Origin of the sequence: Limnospira sp. (assembly GCF_051859755.1) — a bacterium.
GTDB lineage: Bacteria > Cyanobacteriota > Cyanobacteriia > Cyanobacteriales > Microcoleaceae > Limnospira > Limnospira fusiformis.
The window spans coordinates 1-17,517 of the sequence record NZ_JBIMLI010000111.1 but is presented as its reverse complement, the minus strand read 5'-3'; the positions used below and the strand labels follow the sequence as shown (position 1 = coordinate 17,517).

Sequence of the window (17,517 nt, the reverse complement as noted above, 5' to 3'; positions counted from 1 at the left end):
GCTCGTTCATCCCCGGTTAATAACAAATTACCCTGGCTATCCCACCAGCGCAGCCAAGGCAATTCTAGGTTGCCATACTGTCCGAGCCAAATGCCTAATTCTACACCCATGGGGTGAATGGGATAGTGACCTCTTTCATTCGCGGCCACTAACTCATAGTGATTTTCCATTAGGTGATAGACTTCTACACTGGCTTTCCGTACCTCATAGATAGCATAGAAAGGGGGGCGGATGATTTGTTCATATACCCAAAATTTACCGGGTTTTTGACGTTCTCCAGAAATTTGATATAAGGGAGTGCGATCGCGTTCTTCTGAACCGTCTCCCGACACAAATTCTATGGCAATTAAAGGGGGGATATATTCCTGCCATAATACATAGGAACGTCTCACCCTACCATCAAGAGTTGGGGGAACGTTGGGAACATAAAACCAGTCTGGACATTCCGCCCCCCGTTCTAGGGGTTCTGTTAATCGCCAATAGATACCAGAATCTTGACCTATGGCATATTGCTGGTCTGGGTGTAGACTATCTAGTGTTGATAGAATGGAATCAGTCAATAAGATACTTTGGGGATGCTCCTGAAAGTTTTTCACGAAAGTGCCATCGGAGTCGGGGAGTTGAGTATGGTCGGGAAGGGTAGTAATTCCCAGTTCTGATGATGGGGCGATGGTCATAGTCAGTAGTTTCTCATCGCAGGTGATGGCAGATAGTATAGCATTTGGCTAAATTTGATGGTCTACACCTATTGTGAAACACTGTTAAAACCAACATCGTCGCCTTTAAAGAATAATAGGGGTTGACAAAGGGAGGAGCGATCGCCTAGATTAAACCTGTGGGGGTTTCATGGCTATACTCATGACGAAAAAATCAACACGCCAAGGGAGAAGGGAGGACTGACCCAGGAAATAATCAGGAAGGTCCCGAAATCAGTTAATCTTGAAGATGATTATTGCCAGACCGATAGCACATAACCCATGATTGAAGTTGAGAATCTGTGCAAAATTTATGGCACAACCCCAGCCATTGAGGATGTATCCTTTTCTGTGAAAGCGGGGGAAATCTTAGGGTTTTTGGGACCCAATGGCGCAGGAAAGACTACCACCCTGCGTATTTTATCAGGCTATTTACCAGCCACAAATGGAACAGCTAGAATTGCTGGGTATGAAGTCCACGAACAATCAATGGCGGTGCGGGAGAGAATTGGCTACCTGCCGGAAACACCCCCATTATACCCTGATATGACGGTTGAGGGTTTTCTGCATTTTGTGGCGCGAATTAAACGGGTGGCGGCGGGCGATCGCCCTTTACGAGTACAAGCGGCTATGGAACGCTGCGGTATATTGGATCGCCGCCAGAGTCTCATTCGTAAACTATCTAAAGGCTATCGTCAGCGGGTGGGAATAGCCCAGGCGATCGTGCATGACCCACCTGTGATAGTGTTAGATGAGCCGACAGTGGGGTTAGATCCGCGCCAAATTATTGAAGTGCGGAATTTAATCAAGAGTCTAGCCGGAGACCATACGATTATCCTGTCTACCCATATTTTACCTGAAGTTAGCATGACCTGTAGCCAGGTGGTAATTATCAATAAGGGTCAAATTGTAGCGACGGGAACCCCCGATAATCTGATGGAGAAGTTGACGGCGGGTGCAGGGTATGAGATAGAAGTAGAGGGAGAAATCGAGGAGGAAACCCTAAACTCGCTGTTAGCAGTTCCTGGAGTGAAAATAGTTGACCTATTAACAACATCTCCCACGGAACCACACCAGCGGTTACAGGTCGTTTGTGAAAATAACAGGGAACCCGGACCTGAGCTGATAGCCGCCTGTGTGACTGAGGGGATAAAAGTTTATGAAATGCGGCGCACTCGTGCTAGTTTAGAGGATGTTTTCCTAACTCTAACCGCCCAAGAAGAAGCGACGATCGCCCGATCGCCTTCTGAGGATAAACCCGATTCTCAGGACATAGCCAAAGACCAGCTAGAAGAAGACCAGCTAGAAGAAGACACAGAAGAAACAGTTGAGAATTAATAACTGATGATGGCTCCGGTTCTGCTTAAACTAATAGGAAACTATGCTAGTCGTTTTTAGTAATATCATCGCCATATATCGCAAAGAACTCCAGGGGTATTTTGCCTCTCCGTTGGCTTATGCGATCGCCGGAATTTTTTGGCTACTAACGGGATACTTTTTTATAGCTATTCTGTTAGGGCCAGAGGGACTGATTCAACAAGTAGCTTTGAGAGATCAAATGGGTTTAACGGAACCCCCCATTGATTTATCATTTGAGTTTCTGCAAGTATTTCTGAGGCTTATGGGAACCATATCTCTGTTTGTGCTGCCCATGTTATCAATGGGATTATATGCAGAAGAACGCAAACGAGGAACCCTAGAACTGTTGGCGACTTCTCCAATTACTAACTGGGGAGTAGCTACGGGAAAATTACTAGGAGTTCTCACCTTCTATAGTACCATGATTTTGCCACTGTTTGTGCTACAGGCGATCGCCCTCAGTGTGTCTAGCCCTCCCATGTCTCCAGGAATTATGATAGTATCTCATCTGGGGTTAATTTCACTGGCTGCTGGTGTGTTATCCCTGGGAATGTTTATTTCTTCCCTAACAGATAGCACCTTACTTTCGGCGATCGGTACTTTTGCCTTGGTGCTATTTTTATGGGTTGTGGATATCATTGGTCAAGCGGTAGGAGGACCCCTAGGAGATGCCCTCACCCATTTATCATTAATCTCTAATTATACTAATTTAGTACAAGGGGTTATTGAGATTAGGAGTTTGGTCTTGTTTGGCAGTTATGTAGTGTTAGGGGTGTTTCTCACCGCCCAGTCTATTGATGCGTTTCGCTTCCAGCGTTCGTAAAAGGTTTTATGAAAAAAAATCGAATTATTTGGCAACTCTTTAAATACTCATTTTGGCTAGGTCCCATGATTGCGATCGCTGGTTTATCAGCGGGTTTCGTATCAGGAATTTGGCAACCAGTTCCCCTAGCATTAATCATCGCTGGGGTGGTAATTATCGGGGTGTGGTTAGTATTAAAAGGTGATTTGGAAACTGACCCGCAACAAAAACGACTAGGTAATCGTCGGTCTACTCAAGCCGGGACTAACGCCCTATTGGCAACAGTTTCCGTGATGGTAATTCTCACCTCTATTAATATTATTGCAGTGCGGAACCCAGTTCGCATTGACTTAACCGAAAACCAACAATTTACCCTCGCCCCCCAAACCCAAACTATACTGACCAACCTCCCTGAACCTTTAAAGGTTTGGGTATTTGACCCGACCCAAAATCCTCAAACTCAATCATTATTAGACCGCTACCGAGAAAAAAACCCAGCCTTATTTAGTTACGAGTTTATTGATCCACAAATGCAGCCGGGTATAGCCCAAGAATTGGGGGTGAGAAATTTTGGTGAAATTCATCTGGAAGCAGGAAACCGTCGCCAACTTATTCGCCGGGAAGGAAGACAACCACTAACGGAAGTTACATTAACTAATAGTATTGAACAAATTTTTAGCGATCGCACTTCCCAAATTTATTTCCTCCAAGGTCACGGACAAAGACCACTTCAAGCCGGACAAGGAGGCTTTCAACAGGCTGTTGATAGTTTAAAAGAAAGAAACTTTATTGTTGAACCTCTGCTACTAGCAGGAGCTACAGGAATTCCTGAAAATGCAGATGTGATTGTCGTAGCAGGTCCCCAACAAAGGCTATTTGAAGGGGAAGTTAACGCCTTAATTGATTTCCTTGACAATGGCGGCGGTTTACTGTTAATGCTAGACCCGAAAACTGACCCAGGGCTAGATGATTTATTGGATAAATGGGGAGTAAAATTAGACGATCGCATTGCTATTGACGCAACAGGTAGCGGTCGATTAGTGGGTTTGGGTCCCACGGTTCCCATTGTCCGCGAATATGGCGATCATCCTATTACTAGAGATTTTGGTAATAATATATCTCTGTTTCCGTCAGCGCGTCCTGTGGAAACTCGCCCCGTAGACGGAATTACTGAAACTCCCATAATTTGGACAGATAGACAAAGTTGGGCGGAAAGTAATTTAGTAGAGGGAAGATTAGAATTTAACCCGGAAACCGATCGCGAAGGCCCTCTATCTTTGGGGGTCGCTTTAACCAGAGTTTTGAACCAGCAAGAAACTCCCACGGGGGAAACTACCGAAGCAGAAGAAACCACAGAAACTCCCACCCCGGAAACTACAGACACGGCGGAAACTACCGAAACTGAGGAAACCTCAGAAACTCCCACCCCAGAAACTACAGACACGGCGGAAACTATCGAAGCAGAAGAAACCACAGAAACTCCCACCCCAGAAACTACAGACACGGCGGAAACTACCGAAACTGAGGAAACCACAGAAACTCCCACCCCGGAAACTACAGACACGGCGGAAACTACCGAAACTGAGGAAACCTCAGCAATTCGTCAAGAAGCCAGACTGGTAGTATTAGGAAACTCTCAATTTGCGACTGATGGCTGGCTTGAGCAACAACTCAATAGGGATATATTTGTGAATACTATTGTTTGGCTGAGTCAACCAGACCAAGAAGTGTTATCTATCGGGGTTAAACCGGTTACCAGTCGTCGGATTTTGATGACTCCCCCATTAGGTCGATTGTTAAGTTGGATGGCGTTAGTGATTTTCCCGCTAATTGGATTTGCTGTATCAGCTTTCCTCTGGTGGCGGCGACGATAAGATAGCATTTCTTTGGAGGTTTAGTTATGAAATTGCAGCAATCAACCCGGATTTTAATGATTATTGCTTTGGTATTAGCGGGTGGTGTTTATGTGGTGGAAATTCGCGGAAAGTCTCAACAGCAACAAGTCCAAGCTAGACAAGATCGGATTTTTGATATTTCTCAAGATGAGATCCAATCTCTGATTATAGAAACAGGCGATCGCACTTTAAAAATTGAACGGGTTGGGGAAGATGAAACTGATGCAATCACCCCTTGGAAAATGCTTGAACCTATGGAATATCCCGCTAATATTGCTAGGGTGAATGCCGTTTTAAATCAACTGGTAAATACCCAGAGGATTGCATCGAATCCTAACTCCGGTATTAGTAAATTAACCATTTCTAAATCACAATTAGAGGATTATGGATTGGTTGATCCTCAAGAGTCGATCCAAATTCAACTACGAGATGAAACTACTCATCGCCTGGTTTTGGGTAAGTCGGATTTTAGTGGTGATGCAATTTATGCAATGACCAATCCTCCCGAAACTTTACCCGAAAATATCTCGATTTTAGTGATTTCTAAGACCGCGCGAGATGCTATTAGTCACCCCCTAGATGAGTGGATTATGGCTAGAGATGCGGAAGATTTATTATCCCCAGAAACTCCAGAAACTCCCACCGAAACTCCCACCGAAATGGAGACAGAAGAAGTTGACACTCCAGAAACATAAAATCACTAGCCAACTAGATTAACTGTATTCAATTAATTATGGTGATTAGATAGGTTGGTAATTAGATTGGTTAAACCGAGATTAGGGTTTTCTAGGAGTTGATCCAATTCAGCGATCGCCATTTCAGCGCGTTGAGTGTTTAAAATCATTTTGCGGGTAACTTCGTCTTCTTTATGAGCGATATCTTTCAGGTTATTAATATGAACTTTAAAATGACTAGAAACATTATTCATTTGTTGACTTAAATCAAGAGTTTGTTTAACCAGTCGATTCATTTCTAGGTTAATTTTACTTAAAACTGTTTGATTAGTCGAACTTTGTTGATAAGTTAAAACCGAAGCCTGTACCGAGAGATATCGGACTTTTTGGACAATTTCCGCCATAATTGTCGAAGCGGAATTAATAGTTTCCAAATCCCTAGAAATATTTTTAATCACTGACTCTAAATCTTCCGAATTTTTATGAATAGAATTAGCGCCGATAAAAATTGCATGAAATTCGCGATGACTTTCCTTAGAAACCAGCCGACCAGTCTGGACAATTTCTTGATAAATTTTGAGGATTTTTTGATAATGTTGATTAATGGCATTTTCCCTTTCTATAAAACGACTTTGATATAGCTTTTTCATAATATTTTTCTCAATATTGAGATTATGATTCGCCTCATTAATCCGTTGTTTTTCCTGATTTAACAGATTAAAATACTTCTGTTTCGTCTGTTCTTGCTGTTGAAGGATTTGACGAGATTTTTGTAAAATTACTGTTTGGGATTGACACAGAATCCGAAAATCTATCAACCCAAATTCATGGTCACTCCAGATAATCACAATCGGTTCATAAATCAGATTGACAGACCGATTCATCGCCAGTTGTACCGCTTCATTAATGAGAGTATCTGATGACAACATCAGGGGAGGAATCCGGGTAAAATCTAAAATTTTCTGAATCGGATTGTTGCTGTAAATTTCCTCCCAATTAGGTAAATGTATTTTTGCTAAAAATTTGCTGCGAGAAATCATCCCGATCAATTCGGAATCGTCGATAATTAATACCCCTGGTAGTTCGGGATTTTGGTAGAGTTCTTTCGCTACAATGTCGGCTCTAGTTACCCAACTAACCTGATAATTATGGCATGGTAGGTCGGCGATAGTTGAGTTAAGAGTGAGGGGTAATTGCTGAGTCATAAGGTTATATTTTTTAGACAAATACAATCAAACCATGTCCCAGCGGTCATCGCTATGGGAGATAGGCTTAATGGTTGAGGTCAAAAAAGTAGATCACCCTACCAGAGAATATGATAGCCACTACCACAAAAATATTAAAATAATCTGGCAACAAGTTTGACCCTGAAAACGCCTACATCAGCCACATGGAGAGACCAAAACCCTGAATCGAACCCTGATCGGAGGCGCTATAAATGAGATAGAGTGGTTTGGTGCTATCTTTAAGAGTGTACAGCAAAAGTCTGTGTTTGGTTAAATCTGTGCGATCGCTATATTTACTAAGCCTGTGGATGATTCCCTAAATAAGCAACTGGAAAGAGAGCGACTTTTAAATCAAGTGACGACCCAGATTCGCCAGAGTCTTGACCTGTCGGTGATTTTGTCAACTGCAGTCCAACAGTTGCGGGAATTTTTGCAGGTTGATCGCCTGGTGATTTATCAGTTAAACAGCTATCAGGTCCAGACTGGTGATCATACTAAAGACCTATCTCCTGATGTAGATGAACCTGACCTAAATACCGAAATTCCCGTCCCTCAAGCCGATCGCCATGATCAGATTCATGGAAGTATTACCTATGAGGCTAAATCTTCCAATGCGATCGCCTCACTCCTAGACTGGGAAGAAGCCGATCGCTGCTTTGCTCAAGTTCCCGAATATCAACAATACTATCAAAAATCTATCATCCACTGCATCCCCAATATCAAACTCTACTATCAATCATCCCCCGAATTGTATTCAATTTTACAACAAAAGCAGGTGACGGCGCAACTGGTGGCTCCAATTTTAGTACAAAAACAGCTTTGGGGTATATTAATTGCTCATCAGTGTTTTAGCGATCGTCAATGGAAAGAAAGCGAGCAAAAATTTATTAGTAAAATCACTCAACATCTATCGATCGCTATCTATCAAGCCCAACTATACGCCCAAGTTCAGCAACAAAAACAAACCTTAGAAAGACGGGTGAAAGAACGCACCCAAGCGCTTCATGATGCCCTCTTAGCCGCTCAATGTGCCAACCGTGCTAAAAGTGAATTTTTAGCCACTATGAGTCATGAATTACGAACACCCTTAACCCATGTAATTGGGATTTCATCGACTTTATTAAGGTTATATAGTCAGCCGGATAATTTTCCAGCCCTACCCCTAGAAAAGCAAAAACATTATCTGCAAACTATTCACGATAGCGGCGAAAATTTACTGGCTTTGATTAATGATATTCTCGATTTGTCCCAAGTTGAATCCGGTAAAACCGTCCTAAAATTCAGCGAATTTTCCCTACAAAAACTCGCTCAACAATGTTTACATACTTTGCGAGATTTTGCTAAAGAAAAAGGAGTTAATGTCAACTTACAAATTAAGGTTGATCAAGACCTTTTTCGGGCAGACTATCGCCGGGTTAGACAAATTTTGCTCAACCTATTAAGCAATGCTATTAAGTTTACGCCTAAAGGTGGTCGCGTTACCCTCACAGTTTCCCGGAAAGACAAAACGGCTATCTTTCAAGTTAAAGATACTGGTATCGGCATTTCTAAGGAACAACAATCCCTATTATTTGAGAAGTTTCAACAATTAGATTCTCCCTACCGTCGCCAATATGGTGGGACGGGTTTAGGGTTGGCTTTGACTAAGCAATTGGTAGAGTTGCATGGGGGTAGCATTCAGTTTGAATCGGAAGTTGGCTTAGGTACTAAATTTACAGTCTACATCCCTATTCAACCTTTAATTAACAAAAGTAGTTCTAATTACAAAACCTCCCTACCTTCTATGTATACAGATACTCCTCAAGGTAGATTAGTCTTGATTGAAGATGATGAGGAAACTGCTACTTTAATCTGTGAATTACTCACAGCGGCTGGTTATCAAGTGGTATGGTTAATGGATGGTTTAACGGCTTTGGCAACTATTCAACTTCTCAAACCAGATGCAATTTTCATAGATTTACATATTTCTGGACAAGATGGTTATGATATTGTTCGTCATCTTAGGGAAGATGCCACTACCCAAAAAATTAAAATTGTTGCCCTTACTACCAACAGCGATGAACAGGAACAATCCTTACAATTCGGGGTTGATAAATGTTTGAATAAACCTATATTACCTAATCAACTACTTAATCAAGTTGAATCGTTAAACTTGGGGATGGGGACAAAGAATTATGATTAAATTGACTCAATAGATGTTATAATTTGATGAGGATGATTGGTATCTAAAAAATATCTATGTTAACCCTTCCGTCTGGCTTAATTGTATCTTGTCAAGCCCCCGTTGACTCTCCGTTACATGATCCGGAAATTATTGCAGCGATCGCCAAAACAGCAGTTAAACGGGGGGCGGTAGGGGTGCGAATTGATACCCCCGCCCATATCACGGCGGTGCGAAAACAGGTCGCTCAACCAATTATCGGGTTATGGAAACGACAATTTCCGGGGTTTTCTGTTTATATTACACCTCGGTTTGAAGAGGCGGCGGCGATCGCTCAAGCTGGGGCTGATATTATTGCTATTGATGCGACTTTAAGAAACCGCCCAGACGGGGAAACTGTGGCATCTTTAATCGCCCAAATTCATCAAAAATTAGGTAAACCAGTGATGGCTGATATAGATACTTTAGCCGCAGCCATAGCAGCCGTTGAAGCGGGGGCGGACTGTGTGGGAACCACTCTCTATGGCTACACAGAGGCGACTCAACACCTGTCACCCCCAGGTTTTGAACTTCTTAGTCAATTGGTTAAACAGCTTGATTGTCCGGTGATTTGCGAGGGGGGTATTAGTTCCCCCACTTTAGCTAAACAGGCGATCGCTTTAGGCGCTAATGCGATCGTCGTCGGTACGGCTATCACTGGTATTGATTACCTAGTACAGGGATTTCAAGAAGCTACTACTAATTCCTGATTTCTGGGAATCTCATAACTCATAAAATCATAGGCCATTTTGGTATGGGGAAAAATTGCCCTAGCTTCCTTTAACAAATCCTCCAAAACTATATCATTTCCCGGTGCATAGCGGGGGCTAAAATGCGTCATTAATAGAGTTTTGACTCCCGCAGCCAAAGCCACCTGCGCCGCCATTGTAGACGTAGAATGCAGTCGCTGAAATGCCATATCAGCATCAAGATGAGAAAATGTAGCCTCGTGTATGAGAACATCTGCACCTGTGGATAATTCGATCGCCCCCTCACACAAGACAGTATCCGTACAATAAACCAATTTACGGCCGATTTCCGGTTTTCCACAAAGAGCAGAACCGTTAATTTGACGACCATCTGGAAGGGTGACAATTTCCCCATTTTTCAGTTTACCATAAATCGGTCCGGGTGGAATCCCCAAGGCTTGAGCTTTTTCCACATAAAAACGTCCGGGGCGATCCTTTTCTTCGATCCGATATCCAAAGGCGGGAACTCGATGTTTGAGAGGTCCACAACGGACAATATATTCCTCGTCTTCGTAAATTATTCCAGGTTTAACGCGATGGACTTTTACCGGATAAGAAAAGTGGGTTTGAGAATAGCGAGTGCAGGATTTTAAGTAATCTTCTAATTCTGGGGGTCCGTAGATATCTATGCGGTTAGCATTTCCGGCTAAACCACAGGTAGCTAGTAATCCCATTAAACCAAAAATGTGATCACCGTGCATATGTGTGATAAAAATACGACTCAGTTGGCTGACTTTTAATTCACTACGCAAAAACTGATGTTGGGTTCCTTCTCCGCAGTCAAATAACCAAAGTTCTGCCCTTTGGGGAAGACGTAGGGCGATACTAGAAACATTTCGCGATCGCGTGGGAACTCCTGAACTTGTGCCTAAAAATGTAATCTGCAAAATGGCTACTCCTTTGATTTTACTATGGCGATTTTAGTTAATGTTCATCCTGTCAAAATATCACGCTTTACCCACCAAATTAGACACAATTTTAGCCGAACTGATCACCCCTGGAATCCCCGCGCCCGGATGAGTACCCGCCCCGACAAAATACAAATTAGGGATATCTTCACTGACATTATGGGGACGAAACCAAGCGGACTGCATTAAGGTAGGTTCTAGGGAAAATGCACTTCCTAAATAGCTGTTAAGGGTATTTTGAAAATGCAGCGGATCTATATAATTTTCGGTGACAATATGTTGGGATAAATTGGGCATATATTGATTTTCTAAAAATTGAATTAGGCGATCGCGATAAGGTTTTGCCATGATTTTCCAGTCCGTATCTCCTGCTAAATTAGGAACCGGAGATAGCACATACCAACAATCACAACCCGATGGCGCTAAGGATGGGTCAGTCGCCGTAGGACGGTGTAAATACAGAGCAAAATCTGATGATAGGTGTTTTCGCCTAAACAAATCATCCATTAATTCTCGATAATTTGGTCCCATGATAATTTCATGGTGTGCCATATTATTATAACGTCTATTGGTACCAAAGTAAACTACAAATAGAGAAATTGAATGGCGCAGGCTTTTAATTTGGCGATCGCTATATTTTCTCCTAAATTTGGGTGAGATTAAATTGAGATAAGTAAACGCCACATCACCATTACTCACTACCGCCTCAGCTTCCCACATTTCCTGACTCTTCAAAATCACCCCCTTAGCTTTTCTGGTAGCCTCATCAATCACAATTTCCTCAACTTCCGCATTGACACATAAAACCCCCCCTATCTCCTCAAAAAGTCGCACCAAAGCCGCCACCAAAGCACCCGTCCCCCCCATCGCAAACCAAATCCCAAAAACCTGTTCAAGTTTATGAATCATGGCATAAATCGATGTACTATTAAAAGGATTTCCACCAATCAATAAAGGATGAAAACTAAACACCTGGCGCAACCGTTCATCCTGTATATATTGATTCACAAATCCCGCCACAGATTTATAGGATTGAAGTTGTATCATGGCGGGCGCAACTTTCAGCATATCCCTAAATTTATGAAAAGGTTTAGTCATCAAAGGCAATCCTTTACTAAAGACTAAATCCGCCGCCCGACAGAATCTTTGATATCCCTGTACATCCCCAGGATTAAACTCTCGAATTTGCTCGATAAGTTGCTCGTAGTTATCATTATAGTTAAACACTGAACTATCAGGAAATCTGACCCGATAAAAAGGGTCTAGTTTGACTAATTGTACATAATCCGACATGGAGCGATCGGCTAAAGTAAATAAATCCTCAATTAATCCAGGAGCGGTAATAATGGTGGGACCGCCATCAAAGGTAAAACCATCCTGCTGATAGCAATAAGCCCGCCCTCCCGGTTTATCTCGCTTCTCAACAATAGTTACTTGATGACCTAAAGCCTGCAACCGAATCCCCGCAGCCAATCCACCCAATCCACTGCCAATAATGATAATATTCATGATTTTAGTTAATCGCACTGAATAGTTACTATAATATCTGAAAATATGTAATAATAAACAAGTGCTAAATAGAGACCTTTACAAATACCTGAGCCTAATGGTTCCCCATTAAGTTAACTTAAAGAGGGCGATCGCCCTTGGTGATCCGTCCCCACAATTGGAGCCTGAGCCGACATAATTAGGTAAGCAGATAGGAAATCAAACCCTTATCGAAATTAGCGGCTTCTCCAGACGGAAAAGTTAAAACCCAACTTGTCTGTATTCAGCGTCATTTGTCAGAACATCGATGAGTAGATTCTATAGTCTCCGGTTCACCGCCCAAATTTTAGCCCTGTTACCGATTGTACTTCTAACTGGATGTTCCCAGTCTCAACAGTCGGCACACAACCAAGTATCGGAAAAAGCGATCGCCGCCCAGGTGTCTGAATCAGAATCAGTCCCCAATGCGATCGCCCAATCAGCCAATCAAATTATATCCAAATCCAATCACTGCGTCGAAACCAACCCCTTTGATGAATCAGTGCGTTTTGCTCTGAGAGCCTCCAATTTAGCCCAAAACGCCCGCACCAAGGAAGATTGGGACGAAGTAGCCCGTCAATGGGTGCAAGCCGTAGCATGGATGCAAGCCGTCCCTCCCCGCAGTCCCCGGCGCAGCTTTGCCGAAAGAAAAGTAGTAGAGTATATGCGTAACCTGACTTACTCCCAACAACAAGCAGCCAGAAGCAGGTCAGTAAGTGCTTTTCCCAGTTTTGACAGCGAACTTTTCGATCGCCAATTAGAACTATATCTATCCTATTTAAGCACCGTTGGTACGCCAGACATTTTAATTGTCGGCAGTTCCCGCGCCCTTCAGGGAGTCGATCCTAGTCAAATGCAGCGTTCCCTAGCCGCTAGAGGCTACGGAAACCTAAGAATTTTCAACTTTGGCATCAATGGGGCTACAGCCCAGTTAGTAAACTATTTAATTAGGGAAATCTTACCCCCAGAGCATTTACCTCCGATGATTCTGTGGGCTGACGGAGTGCGAGCCTTTAATAGTGGTCGTTTCGATCGCACCTTTGCAGCAGTTTTAGCATCTGCGGGACATCAACGCATAGGTTCTGGTATCCGCCCCCAACTAGCCCAAGCACAACCTTACCCAACCACCTGTCACGAGTTCCCAGCACTTTGTGTGGCGAGGGGGTCAAAATTCAATTTTTACCAAGCAAAGCCGGATATCACCTTAGAGCCGATCATGGCGGACTCATCAGCAGACTGGGAACTAACAGATTTAGTCTATCGCCCTGGACAACAGCCCTTTAATCTGACTCCCATATCTCTTGATAACATTGATGCTCAAGGATTCCTACCCCTAAGCGATCGCTATAATCCCCAGACCTATTATCAACGTCGCCCTTATGTCTCTGGTCGTTATGACGGAGACTATCAATCATTTAACCTACAGGGGGTACAAGCCAGAGCCTTTGATTCTGTCGTCGCCTTTACTCGCGGGCGCAATATTTCCCTAGTCTTGGTTAACCTTCCCCTCACCGAAGGCTATTTAGACTCTGTGCGCTGGTCTGCTGAACGTCAATTCCAGGATCGGATGACATACCTTTCCCGACAGCAGGGGTTCCTGTTTATTGACCTCTCCCAAAGGGCTCTCACCCAATACCATTATTTTGTAGACCCTAGCCACCTCAACCGTTACGGCGCGAGGGCTGTCTCTCAAAAATTAGTCGCTGAACCCTCTATTCCCTGGCCCAGGAGGAACTGAGCGCTCCGTAGCCCAGCCCTGTGCGGTCAATGGAACCACGCCACCAGTAGTTTTTTTGGCAATGATTGTAACGAAATATTACAAGTTTGACGTTATAGCAGCATAACCGCTTGACATCTGAAAAAAGACCGGCTATCTTGTCATACATACCCGGGTACACAAGTTCACTGTCCTATGCAAAGCAAGCAAAAGGTAACACTCTATATTCCACCTCAACTGCATCGCCAACTCAAAATCAAGGCAGCAGTTGAATCGGAACCCATGTCCGCTCTAGCTGAAAAAGCTCTTGTCTTCTATCTCACCCACCCAGAAATCGTAGATGAGTTAGAAGGACTACACGGACATAGCCACAAGGTTTATGCCTGTCCCGAGTGTGCCAGTTCCGTGGTCATAGACCAAGGCGAATTGGTATCACTCAAGAACCAACCCACTGTACTGTCGGACGAAGAAATTTCGGTTACGCAAGTGCGAGAAGTGGGTTCAACCACTGCCCACACAGGAGAAGAAGAACTCGTTCCCTGTTGAGGAAGTCAAAAAACCTAGCTTCGATGATAGTGCGATGTCGTGCTCACAATCGGATATGGGGAAACACCATTAGTAAACGTTGTACCGTCTCTACCCTGGATCGAGGACTATGCAAGAAGAACTTAGTATCCTAATTGAAGCTCGATATCCTCTGATCTACCTCGTGACTTTCGAGGAGGAGCGGTCTGAGCAGGCGATCGCCACCATTGCACAGAACTCGAAGCGCCAGCGGGAAGTATACGTTTGGACAGTAACGAGGGGACTGACCCAATACAGCGGGGAGCAAGCCCGTAACACAGTACAGTCTAACACCGTATCACCGCAAGCCGCGATCGAATGGGTAATTCGGCACAGAGAACCAAATGCTAGTGGCAGTATTTACATCTTTAAGGACTTGCACCCCTTTAAGGATTCCCCAGAGGTAACCCGGTGTTTACGCGATGCGATCGCTAACTTCAAAAACACAAACAAGACAATCATCTTGATGTCTCCAGTGCAAGAAGTACCCATCGAGCTAGAAAAAGAAGTAGTGGTTCTTGACTTCCCCCTACCGGACATGACAGAACTCAATCAGGTACTGTCCGCCCAACTTGAGCAAAGCCGTTCTAAGCGCATCAACACCGAAACCAGGGAAAAACTCTTGAAGGCTACCCTAGGTTTAACAAAAGATGAAGCTGAGAAAGTGTACCGCAAAGCCCATGTAACGGCAGGTAGGCTGACTGATAAAGAGGTTGAAATTGTTCTGTCTGAGAAAAAACAACTCATTCGGCGCAATGGCATCCTAGAGTTCATAGATGTTGATGAAACCATTGATGCCGTTGGGGGCTTAGAAGAGCTAAAACACTGGTTACAGCAGCGTTCTAATGCCTTTACCGAACGAGCCCGAGAGTATGGTCTACCCCAACCCAAAGGGATGCTAATTTTGGGAATTCCCGGTTGTGGAAAATCCCTGATAGCTAAAACTACATCTAGGCTGTGGGGTTTACCCCTGTTGCGATTAGATATGGGTCGGGTCTATGATGGCTCCATGGTAGGGCGATCGGAAGCCAACCTTCGTAACGCCCTCAAAACGGCAGAATCGATTTCTCCAGCCATCCTATTCATCGATGAATTAGACAAATCCTTTGCCGGAGGGAGTGGCTCTGCTGATTCAGACGGTGGCACATCTAGCCGCATCTTTGGTTCTTTCCTAACCTGGATGCAAGAGAAACAATCCCCCGTGTTCGTGATGGCAACCGCCAACCGAGTCGAAAGGCTTCCCGGTGAGTTCCTCAGAAAAGGACGATTTGACGAAATCTTTTTTGTAGACTTACCCACCAAGGAAGAACGACAAGCTATTTTTCAGATTCACCTCTCCAAACGTCGCTCAGATATTGATCGCTTTGATATCGATCAGCTCTCTACCATATCTGAGGGCTTCTCAGGAGCGGAAATTGAGCAAGCCCTAATCGCTGCCATGTATGAGGCATTTGCTCAGGATCGCGAGTTTACGCAGCTCGACATCATCGCCGCCATTAAGGCAACCCTACCGCTGTCCAAAACTATGAAGGAACAGGTCACAGCGCTACGAGACTGGGCCAGACAGCGGGCGCGACCGGCTGCGTCCTCCGTCGCTGAATATCAGCGCATGGAGTTCTAACAGGCTTTCTCCTGGTCCAAACAGGAGTAAAGGCTAGCACATTCGCTAGCAGTTTCTATCACAATCGTCTTTGCATCCCACGAAGAGCGATTAAAGTTCAAATCAAAACCGTTGTTGTTTCGTTTTTAGTTCCACTAGGAGGATACCTAAATGTCTCACTTTAGCACACTGCGTACCAAGATCACCGATGCCGAAATCCTGAAATCTTCTCTGCGTGATCTGGGTATCTCTGTGAATTCCAACGCTGACGTTCGCGGTTACAACGGCCAGCGCGTCCGTGCCGACTTGGTTGCCGTCCTTGATGGCGAGTATGACCTGGGTTGGTCTCGCAATAGCGATGGAAGCTACGATTTGATCGCTGACCTGTGGGGTGTTGCTAAAAAACACAACCAAACTGAGTTGATCAACTCTATTAATCAAAAATACGCCGTTAACAAGACTTTGGCTGATGTTAAGCAGCGTGGTCTCCAAGGCGCAAACGTCAAACTGGTTGTTCAAAAATAGAATCTCTGAGCGTTCCCAAGCTGGCGGGTTAACCATTATGACGGGTTAACCCGTTTTTTGTGTGGCTAGTTAATTTAACCATGGAAACGGCCCTGACCATGCTACCATCTTGGTTTTGGGCGGGTTTATTAACATCAACGGGGTGATTCTCCCATTGACTTGATGGCTTGATAATTAGGCATTAGTGGGGGAACTAGCTGAGTTATTACCCGCCCAGGGGATTAACCCGGAGGCATTATCAAGGCGGGTTAATACAGCCTGTTCAGAAATCATTTGATCACCTCTCAAAGTCCCTCTCCCTCTCTGGGATCCAGATTTAGGGTGAGGGCAATCTATTAAGCGACTGGTGAACAAGCTGTAAGTCAACTTGAATAGGGAAAAGGGAGGATTTGAGCAGTTGAAAACGGTTTTATTTTGGGATATTGACGGGACACTTTTAAACACTAAAGGGGCGGGGAGAGCGGCGATGGAAGCAGCGATCGCAGATCTAATAGGCGATCGCACGGATTTGTCAGCTTTGAATATGGCGGGATTGACAGATTGGGATATTTGCAGCAGGATTTTAGAAAAGTGCAATCTTGAACCGACGGCGGAAAATATCGAACAACTTGAGAAACTCTACATTAAACATCTCCCCGAAATGTTGCTGCGATGTCGGGGATATGTGTTGGCGGGAGTGCGGGAAATTTTGGAGAATTTGCAACAGCGCACGGATGTTTTATCTTTGGTTTTAACGGGAAATATGGAAGCCGGGGGAAGGGCTAAATTGGCTCACTATGGTCTGGATTCATACTTCCCCCTAGGCGCGTTTTCCAGGCGATCGCGCGAGCGGGTGGAAATTGCACAACGGGCTATGATTTTAGCCGAGCAACAGTTAGGAAAACTCACGCCGGATCGATTATATGTTATTGGTGATACGCCCCATGATGTGCGCTGCGGTCAAGCGATTGGGGCGAGGGCGATCGCGATCGCTTCAGGACACCATCGCGCTGAAGAGTTGAGAGCATGATTTAATCACAAATTCGGTTAATATTTTAGGGCAATACAGTATAATAAGCGAGAAGGGTTGAGGATAA

At 44.3% G+C, this 17,517-nt stretch carries 15 protein-coding genes; 11 read left to right on the top strand and 4 right to left on the bottom strand.

Translation table 11 applies throughout. The features are described from left to right. Positions 1-677: Uma2 family endonuclease (locus ACTIE0_RS17365; RefSeq protein ID WP_439516943.1), on the bottom strand; the 677-nt coding region annotated here is incomplete at its 3' end. A gap of 300 nt (positions 678-977) precedes the next feature. Here ACTIE0_RS17365 and ACTIE0_RS17360 point away from each other — a divergent pair. From ACTIE0_RS17360 to ACTIE0_RS17345, 4 genes are read left to right on the top strand one after another with little or no spacing between them, the layout of a single operon-like run. Then, positions 978-2,033: an ABC transporter ATP-binding protein gene (locus ACTIE0_RS17360; protein ID WP_006669373.1), complete on the top strand. Its 1,056-nt coding sequence runs from the start codon at positions 978-980 to the stop codon at positions 2,031-2,033. Between the two features lie 43 nt (positions 2,034-2,076). Further along, entirely contained in the window at positions 2,077-2,877 is an 801-nt protein-coding gene (locus ACTIE0_RS17355) for an ABC transporter permease (protein WP_006669374.1), read from the top strand. An 8-nt stretch (positions 2,878-2,885) separates the two neighbouring features. Then, entirely contained in the window at positions 2,886-4,730 is a 1,845-nt protein-coding gene (locus ACTIE0_RS17350; RefSeq protein ID WP_006669375.1) for a GldG family protein, read from the top strand. 26 nt (positions 4,731-4,756) lie between these two features. Beyond that, positions 4,757-5,446 (top strand): DUF4340 domain-containing protein, encoded by a 690-nt coding sequence (locus ACTIE0_RS17345; protein WP_006669376.1) that lies wholly within the window; start codon positions 4,757-4,759, stop codon positions 5,444-5,446. A 32-nt stretch (positions 5,447-5,478) separates the two neighbouring features. Here the strand turns inward: ACTIE0_RS17345 and ACTIE0_RS17340 are convergent, their stop codons facing one another. After that, the gene (locus ACTIE0_RS17340) at positions 5,479-6,630 is read right to left on the bottom strand and encodes a CBS domain-containing protein (protein WP_006669377.1); all 1,152 of its coding nucleotides are present in this window, start codon (positions 6,628-6,630) and stop codon (positions 5,479-5,481) included. Positions 6,631-6,955: 325 nt separating this feature from the next. On the opposite strand from ACTIE0_RS17340, the gene ACTIE0_RS17335 reads away from it, so the two are divergent. Both ACTIE0_RS17335 and ACTIE0_RS17330 read left to right on the top strand, forming a co-directional pair. Next, complete coding sequence (locus ACTIE0_RS17335) at positions 6,956-8,833, top strand: hybrid sensor histidine kinase/response regulator (protein ID WP_006669378.1); 1,878 nt, start codon at positions 6,956-6,958, stop codon at positions 8,831-8,833. Between the two features lie 56 nt (positions 8,834-8,889). After that, positions 8,890-9,561: an N-acetylmannosamine-6-phosphate 2-epimerase gene (locus tag ACTIE0_RS17330; protein ID WP_006669379.1), complete on the top strand. Its 672-nt coding sequence runs from the start codon at positions 8,890-8,892 to the stop codon at positions 9,559-9,561. On the opposite strand, the gene ACTIE0_RS17325 is transcribed toward ACTIE0_RS17330, so the two are convergent. After that, a complete protein-coding gene (locus ACTIE0_RS17325; protein ID WP_006669380.1) occupies positions 9,537-10,487 on the bottom strand; it encodes a ribonuclease Z in 951 nt (316 codons plus the stop codon). The genes ACTIE0_RS17330 and ACTIE0_RS17325 overlap by 25 nt on opposite strands. Before the next feature lie 60 nt (positions 10,488-10,547). Further along, complete coding sequence (locus ACTIE0_RS17320; protein ID WP_006669381.1) at positions 10,548-12,017, bottom strand: phytoene desaturase; 1,470 nt, start codon at positions 12,015-12,017, stop codon at positions 10,548-10,550. 286 nt (positions 12,018-12,303) lie between these two features. Here ACTIE0_RS17320 and ACTIE0_RS17315 point away from each other — a divergent pair, with 286 nt between their 5' ends. From ACTIE0_RS17315 to ACTIE0_RS17295, 5 genes are all read left to right on the top strand, one after another. Further along, on the top strand, positions 12,304-13,773 hold the full coding sequence (locus tag ACTIE0_RS17315; RefSeq protein ID WP_006669382.1) for a hypothetical protein: 1,470 nt from the start codon (positions 12,304-12,306) through the stop codon (positions 13,771-13,773). Positions 13,774-13,947: 174 nt separating this feature from the next. Next, a complete protein-coding gene (locus ACTIE0_RS17310; RefSeq protein WP_006624065.1) occupies positions 13,948-14,298 on the top strand; it encodes a slr0373 family blue light stress response protein in 351 nt (116 codons plus the stop codon). Between the two features lie 109 nt (positions 14,299-14,407). Continuing rightward, positions 14,408-15,937, top strand: a complete 1,530-nt coding sequence (ycf46, locus tag ACTIE0_RS17305) for a stress-responsive protein Ycf46 (RefSeq protein WP_006669383.1) — start codon at positions 14,408-14,410, stop codon at positions 15,935-15,937. A gap of 150 nt (positions 15,938-16,087) precedes the next feature. After that, positions 16,088-16,441: a DUF1257 domain-containing protein gene (locus tag ACTIE0_RS17300; RefSeq protein ID WP_006617969.1), complete on the top strand. Its 354-nt coding sequence runs from the start codon at positions 16,088-16,090 to the stop codon at positions 16,439-16,441. A gap of 367 nt (positions 16,442-16,808) precedes the next feature. Continuing rightward, positions 16,809-17,450, top strand: coding sequence for an HAD family hydrolase (locus ACTIE0_RS17295; protein ID WP_039933055.1), 642 nt, complete (start codon positions 16,809-16,811; stop codon positions 17,448-17,450). Positions 17,451-17,517 lie beyond the last annotated feature (67 nt).